The sequence below is a fragment of the Parahoeflea olei genome, from assembly GCF_001703635.1.
Lineage (GTDB): Bacteria > Pseudomonadota > Alphaproteobacteria > Rhizobiales > Rhizobiaceae > Hoeflea > Hoeflea olei.
The window spans coordinates 1-543 of the sequence record NZ_LQZT01000035.1 but is presented as its reverse complement, the minus strand read 5'-3'; the positions used below and the strand labels follow the sequence as shown (position 1 = coordinate 543).

The window sequence follows — 543 nt, the reverse complement described above, 5'->3', positions numbered from 1 at the left end:
CGGCATTCACCTGCAGCGTATAGGCCGCGTCGCCGGTGTCGTTGTTCGCATCCGTCGCAGTCACGGTGAAGCTGGAGTTGGCCGCCGTCGTCGGCGTGCCCGACAGGACGCCGCCAGTTGACAGCGTGAGCCCTGCCGGCAGCGAGCCGGACGTCACGGCATAGCTGTAAGGTGCGGTGCCGCCCGAGGCGGTGATGGTCTGGGTATAGGCCGTCCCGACTTGCCCGGCATTCAAGGCCCCGGCCGCAGGCGAGAGGGTGACCACGACCGGGGCGGCGTTCACCTGAAGGGTATAGGCGGCGTCACCGGTGTCGTTGTTCGCATCCGTGGCCGTCACGGTGAAGCTGGCGCTGGCCGCGGTCGTCGGCGTGCCGGACAGGACACCGCCAGTTGACAGCGTGAGCCCCGCCGGCAGCGAGCCGGACGTCACGGCGTAGCTGTAAGGCGCGGTGCCGCCCGAGGCGGTGATGGTCTGGGTATAGGCCGTCCCGACTTGCCCGGCATTCAGGGCGCCGGCCGCTGGCGAGAGGGTGACCACGACGG

General features: G+C 70.0%; 1 protein-coding gene. It reads right to left on the bottom strand.

From position 1 onward, the window contains the following. Positions 1–543 (bottom strand): Ig domain-containing protein (locus tag AWJ14_RS16705; RefSeq protein WP_171904895.1); only part of this gene is annotated, 543 nt, incomplete at both ends.